This is a genomic window from Mesorhizobium huakuii, assembly GCF_014189455.1.
GTDB lineage: Bacteria > Pseudomonadota > Alphaproteobacteria > Rhizobiales > Rhizobiaceae > Mesorhizobium > Mesorhizobium huakuii_A.
Map to the genome: position 1 here is coordinate 400,007 of NZ_CP050299.1, position 19,998 is coordinate 420,004.

The window sequence follows — 19,998 nt, forward strand, 5'->3', positions numbered from 1 at the left end:
ATCACGTGCTCCGTATCGGCGCCCGGCAACTGAGTGCGGCGGCGGCCTGCATTGCGCTGTTCAGCGTCAGCCGTGACGTACACGCGTCTGCATCGCGCCGGGGGAAATCGGATCGACAGTGCGCGCCGCGGCTCTCTTCTCGCCGTAGGGCTGCAACGGCCAGCATCAGTGAGACCAAAGCCGGGCCGGACTTGGGGCCGTCGTGACCTGCCATCGGCAGCAGGGTCGCCACCGCTTCGCGCATCGTCTGGCCATCGCGGATGATGCCGAGTGCGGCGGAGACGACCGCCCTGATGCCTGAAGCGTCTGGCCGTGGAGGCACCAACGTGGAACATACACGCCGTCGCCGGGTATACGATGCGCCGGCAACGCTTTCAGCAACCCAGCTCGCGGTGACCGCCGCTTCGGTGAGCGAGTTGCTTGCGAGACGATTGGCGCCGTGCAGGCCAGTACAAGCAACCTCGCCGCACGCCCACAATCCCTCGACGGAGCTGCGGCCGGCGGCGTCTACGGCAACGCCGCCCATGTGATAATGTGCCGCTGGGCGCACCGGAATCGGGTCGGTCGCAGGATCTACGCCTGCCTCGCGGCACAAACCGGCAATGCCTGGGAAGCGCTTTTCAAAACTAGGGCCGAGACATCGCCGCGCGTCCAGGAACACGCGGCCCCCGGCAGCAAGCTGATGCCAAACGGCGCGCGCCACCACGTCGCGAGGCGCAAGCTCGCCGCCAGGCGTTTCAGCGAGGAAGCGCTCTCCTCGCTCGTCAATGAGCATCGCGCCTTCGCCGCGCACTGCTTCGCTCACCAGCGGCATCGGCCGACGCGGGGTGTCGAGGGCGGTCGGATGGAACTGCACGAATTCCAGGTCGGCGAGCTCTGCCCCGGCCCAGGCAGCGAGTGCCAGCCCGTGTCCCCATGAGCCAGGCGGGTTTGTCGTGTCGAAAAACAGGCCGCCGATGCCGCCGGTTGCCAGCACCGCGCGGCGCGTGGGCAAAGCGACCGCACCCGCGTACCCGACCGCGACCACGGCGATGACCGACCCGTCTTCCACGATCAGGCGGCGGACCTCCACGTTTTCGAGAATAGTGATCGAGGCTGTCCGGCGCGCTGCGGCGATGAGTGCGCGGACCAGCTCCCGACCCGTGGCGTCGCCGCCGGCATGCACGATCCGCCGTTGCGAATGTGCTGCCTCAAGCCCGAGCCGCAAAGCGCCTTCAGGGTAGCGGTCGAAGGCGACGCCGAAGCGGTCCAGGGTCTTGATCGCATTGGTTGCAGCCCGGACCACTCGCCGCACCGTCGCCTCGTCGCAGAGGCCGTCGCCGGCTGCAATTGTGTCGCAAAGATGAAGTTCGGGGTCGTCGTCGCCGCCGAGACTTGCCGCAAGACCACCCTGAGCGAGCTCGCTGCAGACTCCGGTTCCAAGCGGCGCATTGGACAGAAGCACGACCGGTTCCGGCGCAAGATGAAGCGCCGTCATCAGGCCGGCAATGCCGGCGCCGATGACGACCGGCGCTCCGGCGATGTCGAGGACATCAAGGTTCATATTGAAAGCATGCGCTCGACCGCGCGGCGGGCGGGGTCGGCTATCCCGGGATCGATCCGGATCTCGTACCGGTTCTCCTCGAGCGCGGCGCGAATGTTGGCGAGCGTGATGCGCTTCATGTGTGGGCAAAGATTGCAGGGGCGAACGAACTCGACGTCGGGATGCGCGACCGCGACGTTGTCGCTCATCGAACATTCCGTCATCAACACGACCCGTGCCGGTTTCTCCCGCTCGACATAATCCGACATGGCGGCCGTCGACCCCGAGAAATCCGCCTCTCTGACAACGTCGGGCGGACATTCGGGATGGGCGAGTACGACCACGCCCGCGTGTGCAGCGCGCAGCTCGCGGATATCGGCCGGCGTGAAGCGCTCATGCACCTCGCAATGACCCTTCCAGGCGATGATCTCGACCTTCGTCTGGGCGGCGATGTTCTTCGCAAGAAATTCATCGGGCAGCATGATCACACGCGGCACGCCGAGCGATTCCACTACCGCCTTGGCGTTGCCCGAGGTGCAGCAGATGTCGGATTGGGCCTTCACAGCGGCGGACGTATTGACATAGGTGACAACCGGGACCTCCGGATAGCGCTGTCGCATCAGCTGCACATCTTGTGCCGTGATCGAATCCGCCAGTGAGCAACCGGCGCCCATGTCCGGGATGAGCACAGTCGTGTTCGGATTTAGCAGCTTTGCGGTCTCGGCCATGAAATGCACGCCGGCAACCACGATGATGTCGGCATCCACCGCCATTGCTTTACGGGCCAGTGCGAGGCTGTCGCCGACGACGTCTGCGACGCAATGGAATATCTCAGGCGTCTGATAATTGTGCGCCAGGATGATGGCGTTGCGCTCCCGCTTCAGCGCGAGGATGGCATCAATGTCGTTTGCAAAGGCCGACCATTCGACTGGCGGGACCACGCGCCGGACGCGCTCGTACAACGACGCGGCAGTAGGTAACGCCCCAGTCATCAGCGCCTCCGATTATATTCGATCTGATAATAAGGGGATATGTCTACCTTGACTATAAGGTTGTCAAGCCCGCGTCAGCGGCAATTTCGTGCCCGCGACCGCCCTTTCATCGAGGACCCCACGGCGGAAACGATAGAGCTTTGCTGGTCGCCCCCCCGTATCAACGGAAGTCTCGCCAGTTTTCTCGACCAGCTCCTGCTGCTCAACAAGCCTGCGGAAGTTCGGCTTGTTGATGAGCCTGCCAGCTAAGGCTTCCACCGTTCGCTGCAGCTGCAGCAGTGTGAAAGTCGGCTGCATAAGCTCGAAGACGACCGGCCGGTATTTGATTTTGGAGCGCAGCCGCGCAATGCCGGTCGCCACGATGCGGCGATGATCGACGACCATGGACTCGCTGGGCACCAGGGGAAGCGGGGTCGCGTCCGTGCCGCTTCCGGCCTCCTGAACCAGGCCTGCTTCGTAAAGCAACTCATAGCGTTGAAGCGCGAGTTCCTCGTTCCAATGGCGATCATCGAAGCCGAACGCTATCGCCGACCGCTGACGGCGTTCGCGTCGCGTGGCTGCGTCGCTTGCGCCATCCGCCCACTCGATCAAGCGCGGTCGCACAAAATCCAGCATCACCGGCGGCGTGCCGGAGCGGTGATCCTCCCATGGAAAATATTCGTACCAACTTCGCCAGCCGCACTCGGTCGAGCTCTGTTCCTTGCGGGTCAGTGCGAGATAGCTGATGGAGATGGCGCGCTCGCGCTCGGCGCCGATGCGGTCCCGATCCGCGAACGTGTAGAGTTGCTCGGTATACCCAAGCGGATGGCCGGTCTGCTGCTCGACCCACCCCCTCAGGCCGGATTGCAGCGATCGGTGCTCGAGCGCAAACGGTCCGGAGGGAAGGGTGTTCATCCGGCCGATTGTTAGGACACAGGGTTCACTGTCATTGACGGCGACGACAACGGCGATCAAATCTACTTTGACTTGGCCGGCCTTGATGGCGGCTCTGTCTTTCCCGGTTCCTGTTTTCTTGTGGTCCATGTCCGCGAAGTGGTTGGCCCAGAGCTAGGGGCGCCTTAATCGATTTAGTGTAAGCGTGGAGGTCTGCGCGTCAACACCGCAGATCCGCAAGTCCGCTTTTTTAGCTCTTCGCATTTGCACAAAAATATGCCAAACGCGACACCCGCAGCGGGTAACGCAAGGGAAGGAGGCGCGGGTTGAGCGCAGCTGGCTGTCGATGGTGTGGCGACGGTCGTGGCCAAGCTCTTTCCGCAGACCGGCGCTGACTTCGCGTTTTTTGGCGAGAAGGATTTCCAGCAGCTTCAGACTGTCAGACGCATGGTGAGGGACCTTGATATTGCGCAACGTCCGGCTCTCGCCAGCGGAACGCGTCATCGCCCCAAAGCTGGCATCGGTCCTCTTCGATACGGCCGAGCGGCTTGAGCGCGGCTCTCCCGTCAGCCAACGCTTGATGAAGCGCGTGCAACAATTCTGGCCGCCGGCTATCGCGAGGTCGAATACCTGGAACTTCGCGGGGAAACAGATCTGCGAGCTTTGGCAAGCCTTGACCGACCGGCACGGCTGCTTGTCGCGGCTTGGCTGGGCGACACACGGCTCATCGACAATGTGTCAACGTCACCGCCTGGCAATTGGTCAGGTTCGCGGCGTTGTCTTCAAGCAGAAGCAGGAAAGTAATGGGAGCGATGATGGGGACGAGATCCTGCGCGTCGCTTCGATTCGCGATCGTTTAGCCCGAGCCCCGCGCCTGAGCATCGAGGAACATCCGCGGAGTTTACGCAAAACCAGATGCATCGGCTATTTGAAAAATTCATCGAGCAACTTTCAGCAAGCGTCGATGCTGCGGATCTCCACGAGGCAATGGCCTCGGCCGCCGCCGGCTTGGAATTTCCGCTCTTCGCTTACTTCACTTACCCGCCAGCCTCCAGCGACACGCCGTTAGTGATCTCGAATTATCCTTCTTCCTGGACCTCCAATTATCTGCGACTGCGCTACCACAGCGTCGATCCGGTGATCCTGCGCGGGCTGCGAGGCTTGAATACTTTCCACTGGGGGCTGGATCGAGATCATCGGTATTTGCCAGCCTCGCAGCAAGAAGTTTTGGAAAACGCAGCTCAGTTTGGCATTCGGTGCGGCTTGACCATGTCCATACATGATCATCGCGGCCGCTTTGCTGGCTGACCTTCGCTTCAGATGAGGCGCGTCCGCCTGTCTTGCGGTCGCTGGAATGCTACGAAAAAGCCTTGCAGTTGGTAGCGATCAACTTCCACATTCATGTCCGGCGCAGGCTCGCCGGCAATTGCGTGGTGGATGGCGCAAAGACGCGGGAGTTCGAAGCTCTGAAATGGGCGGCGCGGCGTGGGATATCAGCCAGATCCTCGGCCTCTCGAAACGCACCGTGACCTTCCATCTGGAAAACGCCAAGGCAAAGCTTGGCGTGCGAACCATCAATCAGGCTGTAGCAAGGATGGCCGCTTCCGGTCACGCCACAACCTGATCGTCTCGTTCGCCTCTATCTGAACCGAGCATCGTCTGCGCCAGTCTCCTTAATTCCGGCAGTGAAGGCACCCGGGGGGCATGCATCCATCAATTGGATGGGGCCGCATAAACAAAATCGATTTGCTCAATAGCGCGAGGAGACGTTAGTCCGCCGTCGACTAAGTTTTGGTGCCGATTTTTGGAACCGACTACGCAGCATCGCAATGGATCCTCATGCTTCGAAATCACGTCAGGACACCTGGCACAGGATGTTTCTTGGTTCGGCGGTCAATAGCAGAGAACGCCTTTAACCCGAATGCCTTCCCCGAAAATGTCATTGTCCCAGCGAAGGAGGCTGGCGTCGATGACATGGTCGTACACGTCCGGAGAGCTTTGCGGGCGACCGGAAGGGGAGTGGCCGCCAAGGGCTGCGGGTACCGACGCCAGCCCAAACTGTGTGCTGCCGACACTCGCCTTGGCCTGTGAACAGAGGACTAATTTAATGACATACAGGCGTGATATCGATGGCCTTCGGGCCCTTGCGGTGTTGCCGGTCGTACTGTTCCATTTCGGAATCTCGGCAATTCCCGGCGGTTTTACCGGCGTGGACATCTTCTTCGTCATATCTGGCTACCTGATCACCGGAAGCCTTCTGGACGACCTTGAACGCGGCGAGTTTTCGATCGTCAGCTTCTACTGGCGCCGTGCCCGACGCATTCTGCCGGCCCTGATCTTTGTCACGCTCCTCACCTGCATCGCGGCATTGTTCATTCTTCTGCCGTCAGATCTGCACGAATTCAGTCTCAGCGTCATAGCGGCATCGACTTTCTGGTCAAACATCTATTTTTGGAAAACGTCAAATTACTTCTCCATCGATGCCGAGCTCCGACCGCTGTTGCACACGTGGTCGCTTTCGGTCGAGGAGCAGTACTATATCTTTGCCCCAATCCTGATGTTCCTGATCTATCGCTATTTTGCGAAGCGCTGGCTGACAGCACTCCTACCGATCATTCTCGGCAGCTTCGTGCTCGCGGTCATGGCGACATGGCTGGCGCCAAGCGCTGGATTCTACCTGCTGCCGACACGAGTCTGGGAACTCATGCTGGGCGCCGTGCTCATGCTGAAACGGCCCCCGCCGTTGAACAATCAATTTCTTATGGAAATGGTAGGGCTGGCCGGATTTGGCCTTCTCGCCATCGGGTTCTTCGCGATTTCGGAGAGCGATCCGTTCCCGGGCTACAACGCGCTGTATCCGTGCCTCGGAACGGCCCTCCTTATCTATGTCGGCCAAAATAGCCCATCGACGATTGCTAGCCGCATACTCGAAGTCCGGCCACTGGTCTTGATCGGCCTCATCTCCTATTCGCTGTATCTTGTTCACTGGCCGATCAATGCGTTCGCGCACTATCTTTCGTTACAAAATCTCGACCCGTCGATAATCATTGCGATGACGGTTGCAAGCTTCGCATTGGCTGCATTCTCCTGGAAGTATATCGAGCAGCCGTTTCGGCAGAAAAGGTCCTTCACCGCCCCGTTGCCGATCTTCGCCTTTTCAGCGGGTGCGATCGCTCTTGTTTGCGTTGGCGGGGCGGCCGGGGCGATCGGCAACGGCTTTCCGCAACGGTTCCCGGAGTATGCCCAGCAGCGGATTCCTGCCGGGGACTGGCTCGAGGGGACCTGTTTCAACGAGGGCTCGAGCCGGATCGAAAGCTGGAACATCGAGGACTGCACACGCACTCGCGGCTTCGCTACGACCGTTTTGTTGTGGGGCGACTCCTTCGCCGCCCACTATGTTTCAGGGCTGGAGGCCAACAAAAAGAAAATTCAAGCCAACGTCGTGGAATATACTTACGCAGGCTGTCCACCGATTCTCTCTTACTTCTCGTATGCACGCCCGGATTGCATACGGTTCAATCAGAAGGCCCTGGAGATCATCCGGGACGCAGGCATCAAGACGGTTGTCCTCAGCGGGCGGTGGACCGACTACGAGGCGAGAAGTTTCGACGGTCTCCAGCAAACGATCGATACGCTTCGTGGCCGGGGCGTGCGCATGTTCGTCATCGGCCAGTCTCCGCAATTCATAACCGACGTTCGGAAAATCGCATTCTTCGCAAAGCGCAGAAATTCGGATGATACATACTGGCCAATGGCCATGGATCCCGACATCAACAATCGTATGCGCTCATTTACCAAAGGCGCCACTTTCATCGATCCGCTGAAATTCCTCTGTAGCGCAGGACGCTGCCCCTACGCCGACGCAGGCGAGTTTCTCTATTTCGACTACGGTCATTTTTCTTCCGTCGGCGCCATTCTGGCAATTTCGAAATACTGGCCGGTTTTAGCCACAGACAATGCCCTTGCTGTGACGAAATAAGCCCGCGGGCGGCTGGCAAAGCACGAAAGCGAGGCGCACTCGCGCGCGTAGCAAAACTCACACATGTGTTGGGGCAAGTTTGGAGACACTGTCGTCTATTAGCTTAGCATTACAGTTGCATATTTATCTACGGTCTGAATCTATGGGTCTCCATGATTCGGAGGTCATGGATGACAGGTGCATCAATCGAGACGACGCTTGAGCTTTGGGCATCATCGCTGCGTGACGTGAAGGCTCGCATGCGCGGACTGTTTACGCAGGAGCGAGTTGCAGCCTCTGCGAACCTCTTCCTGGACGGCCTGCTGGGTGACGAGCGGCGTAAGACAGGTTGGATGCGCGCTGAGGCGGCCGGTGACCCCGGCCCGTGGCGGCAACAAGCCGTTCTGGGTCGCGGGCGTTGGGACGCGGACGCACTTCGCGACATCGTGCGAGAGTATGTTGTAGAAAACCTCGCCACGGATGATGCGGTCCTGGTCATCGACGAGACGGGCTTCCTCAAGCAGGGCAAGACGTCGTGCGGTGTTGCGCGTCAATATACAGGTTCGGCAGGCAAGATAACGAACTGCCAGATCGGTGTGTTCGCCGCCTATGTGTCCGCTCGCGGTCATGCCTTTATCGACCGGGCCTTGTACTTGCCCAAAAGCTGGACCGGAGATCGGGCAAGGCTTGCAGCAACCCATGTTCCTGAGGCTATAGCCTTCGCTACCAAGCCAGGCTTGGCTGTCGATATGATACGGCGTGCGCTGGCAGCCGATGTGCCGTTTTCATGGGTGGCCGCAGATGCGGTGTATGGCGTCGGGGACGTCGAAGGAACCCTGCGCCGAGCCTGCAAAGGCTACGTTCTTGGGGTCAAATCGGACCACCATTTCGGCTCCTGGTCGGGTAAGCCTCCGGTCGCCGGCACAGCTCAGGAGATCGCCCGTGATCTTGATCCAACTGCATGGCAGCGTCTTTCCGCCGGTGAGGGCACCAAAGGCGCGCGGCTTCATGACTGGGCCTACTGCGAACTCGCCGATCTCGATGCCGACGAATATAACGAGACGAAATCGGGGCTTTGGACCCGTGGCCTCCTAATCCGGCGCAATATCAGCGACGGTGATCTCGCATTCTTCACCACATGGTGCCCGGCCGGGACGGGCATCCAGACGCTCGTTTCCGTTGAAGGCCATCGCTGGGCGATCGAAGACAGCTTCGAGACCGCCAAGAACGAGCTCGGACTCGATCACAACGAAACCCGGTCATGGCATGGCTGGCATCGCCACGTCTCCCTCGTCATGCTGGCCTTCGCCATGATGGCGGTGATCCGATACCGCGCCAATGACGTGACGCCCCAAAAAAGACCGCGGATGCCGACCATCAGGATTTGATCCGCTGGTCTATCCAGGAAGTCCGGCGCATCGCCATCAGACTCGCCCAGCGTCGCATAAAACCCGCCTACGTCATCGCATGGTCATGCTGGAGGCGCGCCCATCAGGCGGCCGCTCGACGAGCTCATCTGAAATCTAAACCGCAACTGTAATGTTAGGCTTCGTGGACAAAGCTTGACGCTAGACTCGGTCGCTGATTCAAGGCTGTCTTTTGGAGGCAGCGTTGGGCGCGCGGATTGGGGTATCGGACGAGGAATGGGCACTGATCGGGCCGCTGCTGCCAGCACAGCGGGGTCGAGGGTGCCGTCCGGCGCAGGATAATCGGCGCTATTTCGAAGGCATGATATGTATGGCCCGAACCGGGGCGCAATGGCGTCATCTGCCTGATGAATATGGCAAATGGAACAGTGTCTTCCGCCGATGCCGACGATGGGTCGCGACGGGGGTTCAAGCAAGAACCATTCCTCGATGGAGGGCTTCAGAATACGCCCGAACCTGACCGAGACGTGCCTCATCGACATGTATCTCTCGAACGTAAGCTGCCGGACAGCTGCTTGTGGTGGACAGCCATAATCGAGCACTGGATGTGCAGAGATCGTCGCGAACCGCGGGGGCAAGTGCTGCCGCACGCGGGGTCACAAAACGTTCGCGGCCGCTCGTCGTAAACAGTTCATCGCCGAAAAAATCGCGCAGCGGGGGCGACGGCCGCACTCATGGCCGGCTGACTGAGGTTGATGGGGCGGGCCGCCGCCGAGAGGCTGCGCTCCACCAGCAGCGCGTCGAGCACAACGAGGAGATTTAGGTCAATCCCTTTGAAACGCATGTCTTTAGCTATCCATAGCGTGGATGCCGTCAATCGAAACAAACGATTTTACCGATTCTGGAGAACGTCGCATAGGGAGAATTCAAAGAAGCCCTAAAGGAAAATCGTCGATGTTTGCGTTAGCTCCAAGGAGCATTCTCGGCTCGGAGGAGCATCTTCTGGTGTACGCCTTCCGGCATACGCCGAAACATCAATCAACTCGCATGTCGGTTGCGGCTTGGTTCTTCGGTGATCCGCGCAAGGTCCATCGCGTCAGCTCGACGCGACAAGCTCTCCATGCGTAGGCGCTTATCTCAAAAACAGCAATCAAGATGAGGTATTTCCATGGGCTCTGACGTACGGTGGAAGTTGTGCTGGGAAAATGAGTTGCAACTGGCCGACCATGTCGAACTCTCCGATTTCTTTCTAAAGACTTATGGACGGCATGGGGCCTTCCTCGCAAAGCCATTCGAAGGCGGCCGTAGCTGGGCCGGTGCAAGGCCGGAATTCCGCGCAATCGGTTACGACGCGCACGGCATAGCGGCTCATATTGGCATACTGCGCCGCTTCATCAAAGTTGGCGAGGTCGATCTACTGGTGGCCGAAATTGGCTTATACGGGGTCCGTCCGGATCTTGAGGGACTCGGAATCAGCTTTTCACTGAGCGTTGTGTACCCATTGCTGCAGCGGATGGGGGTTCCATTTGTGTTCGGCACGGTTCGGCAGGCAATGCGGAACCACGTTGAGAGGTTCTGCCGCGGCGGTCTGGCGAGCATTGTGTCGGGGGTTGAGGTACGGTCCACCCTCGCAAATATACATCCCTACATGCCGCCTACCCGCGTCGAGGACGTGATCGTCTTCGTTGCGCCAATTGGACGCTCGATGGACGAGTGGCCGCCCGGCACCCTGATCGACCGAAACGGTCCAGAATTGTAAGCAGGACTACACATGTGAGTGCCGGGTGATGCGCTGACGCCGACCTTTGAGGACTGGCCTAACCCACATTGCATACCGCAGATCCGTCATCTGCTGGCGCCACATCGGGTGCCGGCGACCTTCTTCGTCATCAGAGCCTACGCCGCCGATCGGCCGGAACTCAGCCCGCCCTTATGAGCATGAGCTTTGTCGGTGGCTATTTTCGCAACGCGGCCCGCAGGAGTTGAGCCGCGCCCACGTCAAACCAGCTGAAATCGAAAGGAACAGACAGAATGGCTGATCAACTCGCGACGGAAATCATTACCATAATCAAGAAACGCGTCGAATCTGAGAACTTTGCGGGAGCGTTTCGACCCATCGTCGGCGAAATAACGACGGAGACGGAAGTGACCGCGCTCGGCATCGATTCGCTGGGACTGGCGGACGTGCTCTGGGACCTCGAGCAAGCCTATGGCATTAAGATCGAAATGAACACATCGGAGGCGTGGTCGGATCTGCAGAATGTTGGCGACATCGTGAAAGCCATCCGCAGCTTGCTTGCTGAGGCAGCTTGAATGGACAGGCGGGTCGTCATCACCGGAATAGGCGGGCTGTGCGGGCTGGGCACTGATGCCCCCTCCATCTGGAAAGAGATGCGCGAAGGTCGCTCAGCAATCGGCCCGATTGTCACTTCAGAGCTTCATGGGTTGACCGGCACGATCGGTGCCGAGATCAAGACGCTCCCTGAGCACGACATCGACCGCAAGCAGCTCGTCACCATGGACCGCTTCAGCCTGCTTGCCGTGCTTGCAGCGCGGGAAGCCATGCGACAGGCCGGACTTTCCTGCGATGAACGAAATGCCTATCGCTTCGGTGCGATAGTGGGCGTCGGCGGCAGCGGCTGGGAAGCGATCGAGGCAAGCTACCGCGCTCTCCTTTTGAACGGCGCGCGCCGTGCTGGCGTCATGGACGTACCCAAGGCGATGCCGAGTGCCGCTGCCGGCCAGGTCAGCATGAGCCTCGGCCTGCGCGGGCCGGTCTTCGGCGTCACCTCCGCCTGCGCCTCTGCCAACCATGCGATTGCCTCAGCCGTAGACCAGATCAGGTGCGGCCGGGCCGACGTGATGCTTGCCGGAGGCAGCGACGCGCCATTCGTATTTTGTGTGGTGAAAGCGTGGGAAGCAATGCGCGTGATTGCGCCAGATACCTGCAGGCCCTTCTCCTCCGACAGGAGGGGCTTGGTGCTGGGCGAGGGTGCGGGGATGGCAGTGCTGGAAAGCTATGAACATGCCACTGCTCGCGGCGCAACGATTATTGCCGAGATCGCCGGCATCGGCCTTTCCGCTGATGCCTTCAACCTCGTCGCGCCGGCTGTCGAGGGGCCGGAGGCGGCGATGCGCGCCTGCCTTGCCGATGCCGGGCTGAATGCCCAGGATGTCGACTACATCAATGCGCACGGCACGGGCACCAAGGCCAATGATCGGATGGAGACGGAGGCGATCAAGCGAGTCTTCGGTGGCCACGCCAACTCGATGTCCATCTCTTCCACCAAGTCCATGCATGCGCATTGCCTCGGCGCCGCGAGCGCGCTTGAAATGATCGCCTGCGTGATGGCAATCCAAGAGGGTGTCGTGCCGCCGACCGCCAATTATCGCGAGCCAGACCCCGATTGCGATCTCGATGTCACGCCCAACGTCGCGCGCGAGCGCAAGGTCCGCGTGGCACTGAGCAACGCCTTCGCCATGGCCGGCATGAACGCAGTTCTGGCATTCAGGCAGGTGTAGGACGACATGCCGGCAAGGTCACCTTCCGTATCCCGATGTTTGCGGAATCCCCGATCGGTCCGTGGCGGCCTCCTTGCTCAGGTGGGCTGAAGGGTTGGAGTGCAAGTACTTGCAGTAGCCCAGTGAAGCAGCAGATTGAGGTGATCACGTCGGTCATCCGGCGCCTGGAATTATCGTGGCCGAGACCTCTGCGCTGCGCGAGTTCGCGGCGAGGAAGCTGCCACGAACCGAGACTTCTGGCGCGGCGATGCTGCAGCATTTGAAAAGAGCATAATAAATGTTGGAACTGACTGGCCGCAAGGCGCTCGTCACCGGCGCATCCGGGGGCATCGGCGAGGCGATCGCCAGGGTGCTGCATGCGCAAGGCGCCGTCGTCGGCCTGCACGGCACCCGCGTCGAGAAGCTGGAGACGCTGGCCGCCGAGCTTGGCGACCGGGTCAAGCTGTTTCCGGCCAACCTGTCGAACCGCGACGAGGTCAAGGCGCTCGGCCAGAAGGCGGAGGCCGATCTCGAAGGTGTCGACATCCTGGTCAACAACGCCGGCATCACCAAGGACGGCCTGTTCGTGCGCATGTCTGACGCCGACTGGGACACCGTGCTCGAAGTCAATCTGACCGCCGTGTTCAGGCTGACGCGCGAACTCACCCATCCAATGATGCGCCGCCGCCACGGCCGCATCATCAACATCACCTCGGTGGTCGGCGTCACCGGCAATCCCGGCCAGACCAACTACTGCGCCTCCAAGGCCGGCATGATCGGTTTTTCCAAGTCGCTGGCGCAGGAGATCGCCACCCGCAACATCACCGTCAACTGCGTCGCTCCGGGCTTCATCGAATCGGCGATGACCGGCAAGCTCAACGACAAGCAGAAGGAGGCGATTATGGCGGCGATCCCGACGCGCCGCATGGGCACCAGCGCTGAAGTCGCGTCCGCCGTTGCCTATCTCGCCTCCAACGAAGCCGGCTACGTCACCGGCCAGACCATCCATGTGAATGGCGGCATGGCGATGATCTGAGCACGGGCTGACCGGAGCTTACCTGTTCCAAAACGCCCTTGCGTCACGGTCCGCGACCTGCGCAACCAGCTATCTGCCACGAAGATCTGGGATTCATCCAGCATCACCGAAGGGGCAGCAATATGCGTGATTTCAGATAGCCCAGCAGAGCGGCGTGATCGCCCTTGGCCGTCGGCCGCCCTGATGGCCAAGAGCCGCAGGTAGTGGCGGCCGAGATTACGCGGGAGATGGGCCACCGTGCGGGTAGGCATCACGCGAGAGGTCTCCACTCTAACGAACTTAGGGGGCGAGTGCTTCCGCACGCGGTATTAGAATACGTTCGCGGCTGTTCATGGCAATATTTCATCGCGGAAAGAATCGTGCAGCCCCGCGACGACATGGCCGGTTGGCTTAGAGCATTTTGATGGAAGCATACCCACGAGCGTTTGCGAGGTAGTTTGCGCATTCGGTGGATGTGGTTTTATGGATGAGCTGGCCCATCTCCACCCCTCGCGCCTGAGAAACTGCCAAACCGCATTACGGGACACTAAGATACCGCGTGCGGCCAGCTTCTGCCGATGCAGCGTCAGATTCGAGGTCTGCTCGATCCGCTCGATGATGATGAACGCCCGATGCTCCAGAACGCTGTGGCGATGGCCACCCCAGGCCGAGCGCTACCCGTAGCTCGATAGCGCTGGACCACACAAAGCGACGCCAAAGCGCGCCGCAAGCTGGCGGGCTAGTCCCGAAGATTGTTCGAAAGGGCTCGTGTCATCCGATGCTTCGGCTTGCCGCGGCAGTGAGGCCGCGCCCGGCGAGCGCGCGTCGTGCACCACGAGGAGATTTACATCGAGCCGTTTGAAAACGCATGTCATCAGCTATCCAAAGCGTGGATGCATCTGATCGAAACAAACGATTTTACCGATTTTGCAGAACGTCGCATAGGGAGAATTCAAGGAAGTCCTAAAGGAACGTTGTCGATGTTTGCCTTAGCTCCGAGGAGCACTTTCGGCTCCGAGGAGCATTTTCTGGTGTACGCCTTCCGGCATACGCCCAACATCAATCAAGTCGCATGTCGATTGCGGCTTGGTTCTTCGGTGACCCGTGCAAGGTCCATCGCGTCGACACGACGCGACAACCTCTCCATTCCATCCGACACGGTTTGGCAGGCGATGCCGAACCATGTTGCGCCAATTCGATGCTCGATGGGCGAGTGGCCGCCCGGCACCCTGATCGATCGGAGCGTTCCAAACCTATGAAAAATGTGGACTACATGTGCGAAGTGCCCAGTGACTGCGCTGACGGCACTCAAGATCGCAGCGTCTATTTGACGTTTGACGACGGGCCCAATCCAGTTTGCACACCGCAGATCCTCGATTTGTTGGCGCAACATCGGGTGGCGGCGACGTTCTTCGTCATCGGTGCCCACGCAGCAGACCAGCCGGAACTCATCCGACGAATGATTGCAGAAGGGCACGAGGTAGCCAATCACACGATGACTCATCCGGACCTGTCCAGATGCGAACCCGGCGAAGTCGAACGTGAAATAGTCGAGGCAAGCAACGCCATCAGGATGGCGTGTCCCGAGGCCACGGTGCGGCGCATGCGCGCGCCGTATGGGGTCTGGACCGAGGACGTGCTCACTACGTCGGCGCGCGCTGGATTGGCATGCGTCCATTGGTCAGTTGACCCGCGAGACTGGGCTCGCCCTGGCGTCGACGCGATTGTCGATGAGGTGCTCACCGGTGTTGGGCCGGGCGCAATTGTGCTCTTGCACGACGGGTGGCCCGAGGAGTTGAAATCGGCCACCTACGCCAGTCTGCGTGACCAGACTGTCACGGCGCTATCCATCCTGATTCCAGCGCTGCATCACCGCGGTTTTGTAATCCGCCCGCTCCCTCAACATCACTGAACATACGAGATCCCATGGACCTGCTTACCACGACCAGTACTGTCGCCGTCGCGTGCTATGCACTGCTCTCGACTGTTTATAAGGGCATGCAGGCGGTTTATTCCCTGCCGCCAACCGTTGCACCGGCGTCGGAAGACCTGGTCGGCTCCGACCTCTGGCCGAGCGTGGATGTCATCATCCCCTGCTACAACGAAGGCCCGCTTACGCTCTCGGCGTGCCTAGATTCCATTGCAAACCAGGAATACGCCGGAAAGCTACGTGTCTACGTGGTTGATGACGGTTCTGGAAATCGCGACGCCGTCATTCCCATTCACGACAATTACGCCGGCGACCCGCGATTCGACTTCATTCTGCTCCCAGAGAATGTCGGCAAGCGCAAAGCGCAGATCGCCGCGATACGTCGCTCATCTGGAGATTTGGTGCTCAACGTCGACTCGGACACGACACTTGCGTCCGACGTCATCAGGAAGCTTGCACGGAAGATGCAGGATCCAGCAATCGGCGCTGCCATGGGCCAGTTGACGGCAAGCAACCGGAGCGACACTTGGCTGACCCGATTGATCGATATGGAGTACTGGCTGGCCTGCAACGAGGAGAGGGCGGCGCAAGCCCGCTTCGGTGCCGTCATGTGCTGTTGCGGCCCCTGTGCTATGTACCGCCGATCTTCGCTGCTTTCGCTGCTAGACCAGTACGAGACGCAGATGTTTCGGGGCAAGCCAAGCGACTTCGGTGAGGATCGCCATCTTACGATCCTCATGCTGGAGGCAGGCTTTCGAACCGAGTACGTTCCGGACGCTATTGCTGTAACGGTGGTTCCCGATAGGTTAGGACCTTATCTGCGCCAACAACTGCGCTGGGCACGGAGCACTTTCCGGGACACGCTGCTTGCGCTGCGCCTGTTGCCCGGCCTCGATCGCTATCTTACATTGGACGTCGTCGGACAGAATCTTGGCCCGCTACTTCTTGCCCTGTCTGTAATAGCCGGGATTGCGCAGTTTGCACTGACAGCCACGCTGCCGTGGCCGACAATCCTCGTTATTGCAGCAATGACCATCATTCGGTGCACCGTGACAGCATGTCGAGCTCGGCAAGCTCGATTTATCGGCTTTTCACTGCACACTTTTATCAACATCTTTCTGTTACTCCCCTTGAAAGCCTATGCTTTGTGCACCTTGAGCAATAGTGATTGGCTTTCACGCAAGACTGCCACCCTGCCCAACGCCGACAAAAAGCAGATCATCGTCGCAAACCCGATTGCCGGAGTTGGTACAGGCAGTTCGGGAAGTGCTGAGGCAATTCGAAGAACGGATCTTCCGCGCGATTCTTCAAAGTTGGTGAACGCGGACAGCGTTTGCAGCGCTGAGTGATCGAGTGCGTTGGCTGGATGGACACGTTGTGAGCTTGGGCAACATCCATCAATTGTCAGCACGGCGATCGATTGCATCTCGACGCTAATCCGTCCGGTGAGAGCGACACACGCTTGCTTCGGCTGTGACTATCCAAAGGGGCCGTCACTATGCGATGGCCGGTTCTGCCAAGAAATATTCGCAAGTAAGCTACCGGGCCGGCTGATGGCCTCTTAAGACTGAGATAGACACATGTCCAAAGTAGCAATCGACCTTGCCGGCGTGAAGAAGTCCTTCGGCGACAAGCTTGTTGTGAACGGGCTGTCGTTCACCGTTGCGTCGGGAGAGTGCTTCGGTTTGCTGGGGCCGAACGGTGCGGGCAAGAGCACGATTGCGCGTATGCTCCTTGGCATGACAGTGCCTGATGCGGGCAAGATCACGGTTCTTGGAGAGCCAGTGGGTGCGCGGAGTCGCTTGGCACGCAAGAGCATCGGCGTGGTTCCGCAGTTCGACAACCTTGACCAGGAATTCACCGTACGAGAGAACCTGTTGGTGTTCGGGCGCTACTTCGGCATGAGCACACGCAAGATCAAAGAGGTCATCCCGTCGCTCCTCGAGTTCGCCCGTCTTGAGAGCAAGGCGGATGCACGTGTCGGCGAACTATCTGGCGGCATGAAACGGCGTTTGACACTGGCACGTGCGCTGATCAACGACCCCCAGCTACTCGTGATGGACGAGCCGACGACCGGCCTCGACCCGCACGCGCGACACCTGATTTGGGAGCGTCTGCGTTTCCTGCTGGGGCGCGGTAAGACGATCATTTTGACTACCCATTTTATGGAAGAGGCCGAGCGTTTATGCGATCGGCTGTGCGTTCTGGAGCATGGACGCAAACTCGCCGAAGGCAGCCCTCATGCCCTGATTGAGGAACACATCGGGTGCCAGGTGATCGAGATCTTCGGCGGGAATCCCCAGGAGTTGGTTTCGCTGATCAGGCCATACGTGCAGCGCGTCGAGGTGAGCGGCGAGACGCTCTTTTGCTATACGGCCGATCCGGAGCAGGTTCGCGTACAACTGCGCGGGCGCGCGGGTCTGCGCCTTCTGGAGCGTCCACCCAGTCTGGAGGACGTTTTCTTGCGGCTGACCGGACGCGAGATGGAGAAGTGAACGATGGGTAAAGGGTTTTCGGCGGCTCTACCCGCCAACGCTTGGAACTGGATTGCGGTATGGCGCCGCAACTATCTGGCATGGACGAAGGTCGCGCTCGCGTCGATTCTCGGTAACCTCGCCGATCCTATGATCTACCTGTTCGGACTCGGCACTGGTCTCGGAATGATGGTAGGTCGCGTTGAAGACGCGTCGTACCCTGCTTTTTTGGCAGCCGGCATGGTCGCGACAAGTGCGATGACCGCGTCCACCTTCGAAACAATTTATGCGACTTTCCCTCGCATGAACGAACAGCGGACCTGGGAAGCGATCCTGCACACACAACTTACCCTCGGCGACATCGTTCTCGGTGAGTTGGTGTGGGCAACCACAAGGGCCTTTCTGGCCGGCACGGCAATTGCGATGGTGGCCGTCATAGCGGGCTACTCAGCATGGTCGTCCGTCCTCTATGTGCTACCAGTCATCGCTCTCACTGGGTTGGCCTTTGCGAGCCTGGCGATGATCGTAACCGCGCTTGCGCCCAGTTACCACTACTTCATATTCTACCAGACGCTCTTCCTCACACCCATGTTGTTCCTGTCCGGCGCTGTCTTCCCGGTCACTCAACTGCCAAGCACCTTTCAGCACATAGCGGGCATCTTACCGCTGGCGCATTCGATCGACCTGATTCGTCCGGGCATGCTTGATCGCCCGGCTGGGGACATCGCCCTGCACATTGGTGCGCTTTGCATATACGCGGTAGTGCCGTTCTTCCTCTCGATGGTGCTGCTTCGCCGGCGCCTGCTGCGTTGATGCTACTTACGAATACAAGAAGGAGAACGAGAGTCGGCATCGCGAACGGCTACAGCCGCGAACGTGCTTGGCCCAGCGACTGTGAGTTGGGGACAGCAGAACACACAAGCTGAGGCGCACACGCGACTGGACGCAGCCTTGCACGCCGGTCTGCGATACCAGAACCTCATGGCGCGATCCGGCTGCATGAGCGCGGATTGCATCCGTCCGCGTCTCAAGAGATCACATCCAGTATTCTTGTCCTGGGCGCCCTGAACCGTCGAAACTATCATCAGCTGGAACACACACCATGACCCACATTTCACCGACACCTGAGCCTTTTGCCATCCTTGCTATGCCAAGGACCGGGACACACTACCTGGAAGTATTGCTAAACGAGCATCCGAACATATTGAGTAACGGTGAGTTGCTCAACGAGTACGACACCAACTGGCCCGATAAGGATCGCTTGCTGCTCGGCGATCGCGAGCTCCTAGAGCTTGCTTACGTGCGCTGTCCCACTTGGAGCGACAAGACGGTGACGCATGTTGGCTGCAAGGTCAACGAACCTCAGTTTCACGATCATCCGGGCTTTTTTGCGGAACTGGCCCGTTGGCCAGGACTCAAGGTCATCCTCGTGGTCCGGAGAAACATACTGGAATCGCTAAGGTCGCTCGTGCAGGCACGGCAAAGCGGCCAATGGCTGAAGTTCAGTTCGGACAAGGATGGGGCTCCGCCACCACGGGTCAGATTGCCAATCGACAACTGCGAGGCGTACTTCAAAACCGCCGACGCTTTCTACGCTCGAGTTGCGCACGCCTTCGCGCCGTCCAACGTGCTGGTAATCGAATATGAGAGCCTTCTTCAAGAACCCGCCGCATGTTTGGGAGCGGTTTGGGATTTCTTGGGGGTTCCGGGGCTTCAGCTTTCCGGTCGCGCCATCCTTCAGCGCCAGGAAGCGCGACCGCTCGACGAAACGGTAGAGAACTTCGACGAGTTGCGGCTTCACTTCGCAGACGGACCTTATGCGAGGTTCTTTGACGTCGCTGCCGTGTGACTGGCCTTCGCAGCCAGTAGCGGGCTTGCTCCACGACGGGGCTGCCACTTGGCCGCGATTGGCATCAACTAAGGGCGTTCTTGTTGCAGACTTGCCAAGAAGGGCATGACCGCCAACGTACTTCCTCCCCGACCTGATCGACAGGCAGGATCAAGAACGTTCCCACCATCAATGACCAAATCAGGTCGGTTTTGACGTCCCCTGGAGCGATTGCGCATGTTCATTCCTGTTCCCGAGACCCACGGCAGATCCATAGCCAAGGCTGTCAGCTGGCGCATCACAGGCAGTATCGATACGTTCGCGCTGAGCTGGCTCATAACTGGAAACGTCGTTTCCGCGGGATCGATCGCCAGTGCTGAAGTTATTACAAAAATCGTGCTGTACTATCTCCACGAACGGGCATGGTCGTTCATTCCGTTTGGCCGGCGCATGATATTGCCGGCTGATTGAACAGCACACCATTGGGGCAATCTCTCGGATGTCTCAGATCGTCGCGATGACGAAAGCTGTGATCATA

20 protein-coding genes and 3 pseudogenes are annotated in these 19,998 nt (G+C 59.5%); 18 read left to right on the forward strand and 5 right to left on the reverse strand.

Features of this window, described 5'->3' with window-relative positions:
- Window position 1: 1 nt before the first annotated feature.
- The 3 genes from HB778_RS39590 to HB778_RS39600 form a co-directional block, all read right to left on the reverse strand.
- Window positions 2–1,543 carry an L-aspartate oxidase gene (locus HB778_RS39590; protein ID WP_183465606.1) on the reverse strand — a complete coding sequence of 514 codons (1,542 nt, stop codon included), beginning with the start codon at window positions 1,541–1,543 and terminating at the stop codon, window positions 2–4.
- Complete coding sequence (nadA, locus tag HB778_RS39595) at window positions 1,540–2,514, reverse strand: quinolinate synthase NadA (RefSeq protein ID WP_183455238.1); 975 nt, start codon at window positions 2,512–2,514, stop codon at window positions 1,540–1,542. Before nadA ends, HB778_RS39590 begins: the two co-directional genes overlap by 4 nt.
- 63 nt (window positions 2,515–2,577) lie before the next feature.
- Entirely contained in the window at window positions 2,578–3,537 is a 960-nt protein-coding gene (locus tag HB778_RS39600) for an NUDIX hydrolase (RefSeq protein WP_183465607.1), read from the reverse strand.
- 195 nt (window positions 3,538–3,732) lie between these two features.
- On the opposite strand from HB778_RS39600, the pseudogene HB778_RS39605 reads away from it, so the two are divergent.
- The 6 genes and pseudogenes from HB778_RS39605 to HB778_RS43785 form a co-directional block, all read left to right on the forward strand.
- Window positions 3,733–4,191, forward strand: a pseudogene (locus HB778_RS39605) (pantoate--beta-alanine ligase); the annotation flags it as partial.
- A gap of 111 nt (window positions 4,192–4,302) precedes the next feature.
- Entirely contained in the window at window positions 4,303–4,695 is a 393-nt protein-coding gene (locus HB778_RS43010; protein ID WP_192021960.1) for an autoinducer binding domain-containing protein, read from the forward strand.
- Window positions 4,696–4,858: 163 nt separating this feature from the next.
- On the forward strand, window positions 4,859–5,011 hold the full coding sequence (locus HB778_RS43015; protein WP_280515988.1) for a LuxR C-terminal-related transcriptional regulator: 153 nt from the start codon (window positions 4,859–4,861) through the stop codon (window positions 5,009–5,011).
- Window positions 5,012–5,494: 483 nt separating this feature from the next.
- Window positions 5,495–7,366: an acyltransferase family protein gene (locus HB778_RS39615; protein ID WP_183465608.1), complete on the forward strand. Its 1,872-nt coding sequence runs from the start codon at window positions 5,495–5,497 to the stop codon at window positions 7,364–7,366.
- A 152-nt stretch (window positions 7,367–7,518) separates the two neighbouring features.
- The gene (locus HB778_RS39620) at window positions 7,519–8,733 is read left to right on the forward strand and encodes an IS701 family transposase (protein ID WP_183445108.1); all 1,215 of its coding nucleotides are present in this window, start codon (window positions 7,519–7,521) and stop codon (window positions 8,731–8,733) included.
- Between the two features lie 223 nt (window positions 8,734–8,956).
- A complete protein-coding gene (locus HB778_RS43785; RefSeq protein ID WP_183465609.1) occupies window positions 8,957–9,232 on the forward strand; it encodes a transposase in 276 nt (91 codons plus the stop codon).
- On the opposite strand, the pseudogene HB778_RS42515 reads toward HB778_RS43785, so the two are convergent.
- A pseudogene (locus HB778_RS42515) lies at window positions 9,180–9,556 on the reverse strand (LysR family transcriptional regulator); the annotation flags it as partial. The gene HB778_RS43785 and the pseudogene HB778_RS42515 overlap by 53 nt on opposite strands.
- A gap of 324 nt (window positions 9,557–9,880) precedes the next feature.
- Between HB778_RS42515 and HB778_RS39635 the strand changes: the two are divergent.
- The 5 genes from HB778_RS39635 to fabG all read left to right on the forward strand — a co-directional run bounded on the left by HB778_RS39635 (window position 9,881) and on the right by fabG (window position 13,249).
- The gene (locus tag HB778_RS39635; protein WP_183455235.1) at window positions 9,881–10,471 is read left to right on the forward strand and encodes a NodA family N-acyltransferase; all 591 of its coding nucleotides are present in this window, start codon (window positions 9,881–9,883) and stop codon (window positions 10,469–10,471) included.
- A gap of 18 nt (window positions 10,472–10,489) precedes the next feature.
- Window positions 10,490–10,648: a polysaccharide deacetylase family protein gene (locus HB778_RS43310; protein ID WP_348524794.1), complete on the forward strand. Its 159-nt coding sequence runs from the start codon at window positions 10,490–10,492 to the stop codon at window positions 10,646–10,648.
- 95 nt (window positions 10,649–10,743) lie between these two features.
- On the forward strand, window positions 10,744–11,025 hold the full coding sequence (locus HB778_RS39640; RefSeq protein ID WP_183465610.1) for an acyl carrier protein: 282 nt from the start codon (window positions 10,744–10,746) through the stop codon (window positions 11,023–11,025).
- Window positions 11,026–12,234 (forward strand): beta-ketoacyl-[acyl-carrier-protein] synthase family protein, encoded by a 1,209-nt coding sequence (locus HB778_RS39645; RefSeq protein ID WP_183465611.1) that lies wholly within the window; start codon window positions 11,026–11,028, stop codon window positions 12,232–12,234.
- Window positions 12,235–12,511: 277 nt separating this feature from the next.
- Window positions 12,512–13,249: a 3-oxoacyl-[acyl-carrier-protein] reductase gene (gene fabG, locus HB778_RS39650; RefSeq protein ID WP_183465612.1), complete on the forward strand. Its 738-nt coding sequence runs from the start codon at window positions 12,512–12,514 to the stop codon at window positions 13,247–13,249.
- Window positions 13,250–13,734: 485 nt separating this feature from the next.
- Here the strand turns inward: fabG and HB778_RS39655 are convergent.
- A pseudogene (locus HB778_RS39655) lies at window positions 13,735–13,925 on the reverse strand (IS630 family transposase); the annotation flags it as partial.
- Between the two features lie 130 nt (window positions 13,926–14,055).
- Here HB778_RS39655 and HB778_RS39660 point away from each other — a divergent pair.
- The 7 genes from HB778_RS39660 to HB778_RS39690 all read left to right on the forward strand — a co-directional run bounded on the left by HB778_RS39660 (window position 14,056) and on the right by HB778_RS39690 (window position 19,931).
- Window positions 14,056–14,487: a hypothetical protein gene (locus HB778_RS39660; RefSeq protein WP_183465613.1), complete on the forward strand. Its 432-nt coding sequence runs from the start codon at window positions 14,056–14,058 to the stop codon at window positions 14,485–14,487.
- Window positions 14,484–15,140, forward strand: coding sequence for a chitooligosaccharide deacetylase NodB (gene nodB / locus HB778_RS39665; RefSeq protein WP_183465614.1), 657 nt, complete (start codon window positions 14,484–14,486; stop codon window positions 15,138–15,140). Before HB778_RS39660 ends, nodB begins: the two co-directional genes overlap by 4 nt.
- A 14-nt stretch (window positions 15,141–15,154) precedes the next feature.
- A complete protein-coding gene (gene nodC, locus HB778_RS39670) occupies window positions 15,155–16,507 on the forward strand; it encodes a chitooligosaccharide synthase NodC (RefSeq protein ID WP_183465615.1) in 1,353 nt (450 codons plus the stop codon).
- 231 nt (window positions 16,508–16,738) lie between these two features.
- Entirely contained in the window at window positions 16,739–17,653 is a 915-nt protein-coding gene (gene nodI / locus HB778_RS39675; RefSeq protein WP_183455228.1) for a nodulation factor ABC transporter ATP-binding protein NodI, read from the forward strand.
- Window positions 17,654–17,656: 3 nt separating this feature from the next.
- Window positions 17,657–18,445, forward strand: a complete 789-nt coding sequence (locus HB778_RS39680; RefSeq protein ID WP_183455227.1) for an ABC transporter permease — start codon at window positions 17,657–17,659, stop codon at window positions 18,443–18,445.
- A 289-nt stretch (window positions 18,446–18,734) separates the two neighbouring features.
- The gene (locus tag HB778_RS39685) at window positions 18,735–19,481 is read left to right on the forward strand and encodes a sulfotransferase (RefSeq protein ID WP_183455226.1); all 747 of its coding nucleotides are present in this window, start codon (window positions 18,735–18,737) and stop codon (window positions 19,479–19,481) included.
- Window positions 19,482–19,697: 216 nt separating this feature from the next.
- Window positions 19,698–19,931 (forward strand): DUF2061 domain-containing protein, encoded by a 234-nt coding sequence (locus tag HB778_RS39690; RefSeq protein ID WP_183465616.1) that lies wholly within the window; start codon window positions 19,698–19,700, stop codon window positions 19,929–19,931.
- The last annotated feature ends 67 nt before the right edge of the window (window positions 19,932–19,998 follow it).